At 62.9% G+C, this 3,941-nt stretch carries 4 protein-coding genes; 3 read left to right on the top strand and 1 reads right to left on the bottom strand.

Going from position 1 to position 3,941, the window contains the following annotated elements; genetic code table 11:
- The first annotated feature begins 423 nt into the window (after window positions 1–423).
- Window positions 424–816, top strand: a complete 393-nt coding sequence (locus tag LZ199_RS45735) for a hypothetical protein (protein WP_254000155.1) — start codon at window positions 424–426, stop codon at window positions 814–816.
- A gap of 316 nt (window positions 817–1,132) precedes the next feature.
- On the opposite strand, the gene LZ199_RS45730 is transcribed toward LZ199_RS45735, so the two are convergent.
- Window positions 1,133–1,399, bottom strand: coding sequence for a hypothetical protein (locus LZ199_RS45730; RefSeq protein WP_254000154.1), 267 nt, complete (start codon window positions 1,397–1,399; stop codon window positions 1,133–1,135).
- Between the two features lie 395 nt (window positions 1,400–1,794).
- On the opposite strand from LZ199_RS45730, the gene LZ199_RS45725 reads away from it, so the two are divergent.
- Entirely contained in the window at window positions 1,795–2,613 is an 819-nt protein-coding gene (locus LZ199_RS45725) for a peptide arginase family protein (RefSeq protein ID WP_254000153.1), read from the top strand.
- Window positions 2,614–3,002: 389 nt separating this feature from the next.
- Window positions 3,003–3,839 (top strand): hypothetical protein, encoded by an 837-nt coding sequence (locus LZ199_RS45720; protein WP_254000152.1) that lies wholly within the window; start codon window positions 3,003–3,005, stop codon window positions 3,837–3,839.
- The last annotated feature ends 102 nt before the right edge of the window (window positions 3,840–3,941 follow it).

Below are 3,941 nucleotides of genomic sequence, written 5' to 3'. Positions count from 1 at the left end.
ATCGTCCACGGCGGGAACTCCTCGGCTCCCCTGCCAGGGGGAGACCGTCTCGGTTGGTTTCACCGAGGAGCTTCCCTCTTTCACGCTCATCCCTGCTCGCCGACTACACACTTATAGGGACACGACCAGTTAGGCCTCGCCGCCGCCCCTTTGCCGACAGTTTACGCCACCGCGCCGCGCTCGAGTCGACGCGGGGGCGGACCGCAGAAGCGAAGGCCTCAAAAAGTGACCACTCGCCCACAAGGAGTGCCTGCATCTACAGTCGCACCAAGCCCTACAGCAAGAAGCCCTCATTGGCTCCCTTCTCCGCACACCACGTCCCACTCTCCGTGCAGGCGCCGTGATTTCACTTTGCGCGTGGATGCTCCCTGCAACCCTGCTAGCACCGACTCTGGAGCAGCGGCTCCGGATAGGGGTTCATCTATGGTTCGGTTTGGAAGTCTCAACGGGGAGGTCGTCTACCTCAGCAAGAAGGCTGTCGATGTCCTCGAATCTTTCAATGGAGGAGAGGCAACCAATGTGCACTTCGGTGGCGGCAAGAAGTCGGTGGTCCTCAATCAGCCCCCAGACTCCGTCCATGATCAATTGGAAGACGACGCGCAGGGCGGCGCTGATGTCCACGAGCTCAAGCAAGCCCTCTGGGACCTCGCCTTGACCGCAGCGACCTTCCTCAAGGACACGCCTATGAGGAAGGAGCTTGTCCAGGACATCCTGAGAGGAATTTCTCAGAAGGCGCTCATGACTCTTGGCCACGAGGATATTGACGATGAGGACGTCGATGCCATCAAGGCCGCTCGCCGCCACTCTACACCGTAGATCTGGAATCGCGCAGGAGCAGTCTCGGGCGTAGACAACTGCCTGCGCGCTGGATGCCGATGTCGAGATGCCATCCTGTGCCTACCCAAACCCTGTCGCTGCGTCATGGGTGCGTCACGACCGCATCAAGCACAGTGTCAATACGAGCGAGGCGCGCGCGGGCGTCGTCAGCCGCATGACGCCGCCGGCCGCGCGTGCGGCCGGGGCTGAGGTAGTTCCGAAGCGCTCTTCCAGGGGCTGGACAAGGGCCGCGTCATGCGTGGCCCCTGCGCATTCCCCCCGAGAACGGTGGCGCGGAGGTCGCTATCCGCCTCGGTCACCTCGACGTTGGCTCCCGGGCACGCCGGGCATCCGTAACGCTCCGCACGCAGTACAGGCCAGACGCCGCCACCCGCACCGTGGCCGTGCCGCTGCCCTGGCGGTTGAGGTCCGCCGTCCCACGCAGCCACCGCACGCGCCACTCAGCGCCCGCGGGCTGGAACTCGGAGACGCCGCCCCGCCGCTCGTGGACGAATACCTCCACCGTCAGCTCCCGCCGGCCGTCGGCCTCCTGCTCCACATCCTGCGTCAGCCGCATCCGCATGGAGGGCCTCCTCCGACAGCAGTAGGCGTCGGGCTCGCGGGCGGGGGCAATCACCCCAGGGGGGTAGGCGACAGCGGTGAACGTGGTGGACATACGCCCGAGGCAGCCACCGCAACAACGACTGCGCTGGGCCGCTGGCAGCCTGGCGCAGCTAGTGGAGTGTCCACGAATTTTTTGGACATAATCGGGCAAAGTGCCCTTCCACCTGCTCCGTGACTATGTCCACGTACTTCGTGGACAGGCCACTAGCGTACGGGCCTAGCACACAGTTCGGGCGGCTCGGTCTCGCCGGAACTCAGCACACTGTAGCCGAGCCCCGGGCGACCGCCCCGCTCCCCGGAGGGTGATTCGCACTGGCGTTGTATCCTGATTCTCCCGCAAGCGAGCATCCCATCATGCCCCACGAGAAGACCACCATCGGCGGTAAAGACGTCTACGTCGTCAAGTCGCACCACCACGTCCTGCAGTCATGGGCGGAGATCCGTCGGTCCCTCACCGCCGCACCAGTGCTGCTTACGCTCGACCACCACACCGACACGGAAGAACCGTTTTACCGGCACCGAGCGGACGCCACGCGTAGGCTGACTACGGAGGTCAACTGCTCTCAGACACCTTATTTACTCCAGCCTCTTGATGTAGCGGCCATGGAGGCGAGGTTACCCGGGATGATCGCCAATCTGCGCTATGACGACGAGGCGTCGGTGATGCACGCCATCGACAAGCTCCACAACGACGAGCATGTTTGGACAGCGATCAAGGCCCGGATCGTGTCTCGCGGCTTTGTGATAAACCTCTCCCACGGAAACTCCAGCGAACACAGCGTTCTCTACGAGACGAGTTCGTTCTGCGCAATTGGCTGCATAAAGGCGTTGCACGATGACAAATGCGCGTCGCTCCACTCAGCTCAGGTGCTGGAATCCGTCTACCTCGACCAGAGACTTAAGGCGCTCGACACCATGGCGGCGCAGGACGGCGTGTTGGCGGTCGAGGCCGAACCCTACGTCCTGGACATCGACCTCGACTACTTCCATTCGGAAAGAGCAATCGAGCCGGACGACCCGACTACCTTCTACCGCTTGGTGCGCAAAGCAGTCGCCGTGACCATCGCGACGGAACCCACGTGGGTCAAGGATGTCCGTGAGGAGGGCTCGAATGTCACGGGCGAATCCCTGCTTGAGCGAATGAAGCGGCACCTAACCACCGCGTTGACGTGATGGCGCTGGTCTCTCACCACGCGACGGGCAGGTCACTCCAGTCCATTTGCTCGCCGACGGCGAGCCGCCCTCGATCCGACCGGCTAGTGGCCTGTCCACGAAGTACGTGGACATAGTCACGGAGCAGGTGGAAGGGCACTTTGCCCGATTATGTCCAAAAAATTCGTGGACACTCCACTAGCTCGACACCACCCGGGGAGGATTGTTGCGTCCCTCCATCGTCCGCACTACGTTCACTTCGGGCGGTCGCCTTCCGCCTGACCCGCACTGGTCTCCCCCCACGGGACCTGAGAGCGAGGCAAAGGGGCCACCAGACCTCGGGCGGTTGTCGCGATTCCTAGCCAACAGGCTCAGGTGGGGGATGAGACCGCGTTGGCGTGGAGTCTGCGATGACCGACGAGAAGAAGTTCAAGGCCCGCGTGCGTGCGCGCATGGAGCGAACGGGCGAGCCATTCACGACAGCGAAGCGCAACCTTGAGGCTGAAGACGCGGCACGAGGGGCAGGAGCTGCTGCCCATCCCCGTGGCGGAGTACCACTCGGCCACCAAGAGCGCCGTCGCAGCTTCCGCGAGGAGAGCCTGTCAGCGTGGCGTGCCGTGACGGAGGGGTTCTCCGGCAAGAGCGCCAGCGTCACCTGGACGAAAGTCAGTGACATCATCGACGTCCTCGAAGACGTCGGGAAGAAGGCTCCTCTGAACCACGTCTTTCTCCCCTCTGGTGGAGGCCTCGACTTCGAAGGTGCCATCCACAGCCAGGAAGCTCATTGCATTGAACTCGGCTTCGGCGGCGTCACCCGCATCGTTCGCCCCGACTCTCTGCAGTTCGTCATGCCAGAGCGAGACCCTTTGCGTGAGTGGGCCTATTTCCTGCTCCAGACGGGCAAACTCGCACCGTCGGGCGTTTACGAGAACGGCCCCGATGAGGCGTTCGAGTTCGTCCTCGAGCTGGCTCCCGGTGAGTACGTCGAAAGCTTCTACTGGGATGAGGGCTACTACGGCGTCGATGAGGCAGGAGATCCGCGGAAACTCCCCGACGGGGCGCGGCCAATCAATCGCTGCTTTGGTGGTTCCTTCCTCATCATGGCGAAGGCCTCCGGGTACAACCTCTGGGAAGGATTCGATGCCTACGGGGCGGCACACACTAAACTGAGCCCTACCGAGTTCCAGGCCCGCATTCAGGAAGTCGTCGATGAACTCCACAAGGTAACCGTTCAGGGGTGGTGTTGAGGCCGTCGTCGCGGTGTGCAACCCGTGGCGGATGCAAACGAAACCCACTGCGACGCTGGAATCGAAGATTGAACGACTGGTCCACGAGCACCTGGTGGAGCA

It is taken from the genome of Myxococcus qinghaiensis, from assembly GCF_024198215.1.
Taxonomy (GTDB): domain Bacteria; phylum Myxococcota; class Myxococcia; order Myxococcales; family Myxococcaceae; genus Myxococcus; species Myxococcus qinghaiensis.
The sequence above is the reverse complement of the archived record's forward strand: the minus strand, read 5'-3'. Positions and strand labels throughout refer to the sequence as shown.

Coding starts and splice junctions, on each gene's coding strand:
- LZ199_RS45735 (WP_254000155.1), top strand. CDS start 424: ATGGTTCGGTTTGGAAGTCTCAACGGGGAGGTCGTCTACCTCAGCAAG.
- LZ199_RS45730 (WP_254000154.1), bottom strand. CDS start 1,399: ATGCGGATGCGGCTGACGCAGGATGTGGAGCAGGAGGCCGACGGCCGG.
- LZ199_RS45725 (WP_254000153.1), top strand. CDS start 1,795: ATGCCCCACGAGAAGACCACCATCGGCGGTAAAGACGTCTACGTCGTC.
- LZ199_RS45720 (WP_254000152.1), top strand. CDS start 3,003: ATGACCGACGAGAAGAAGTTCAAGGCCCGCGTGCGTGCGCGCATGGAG.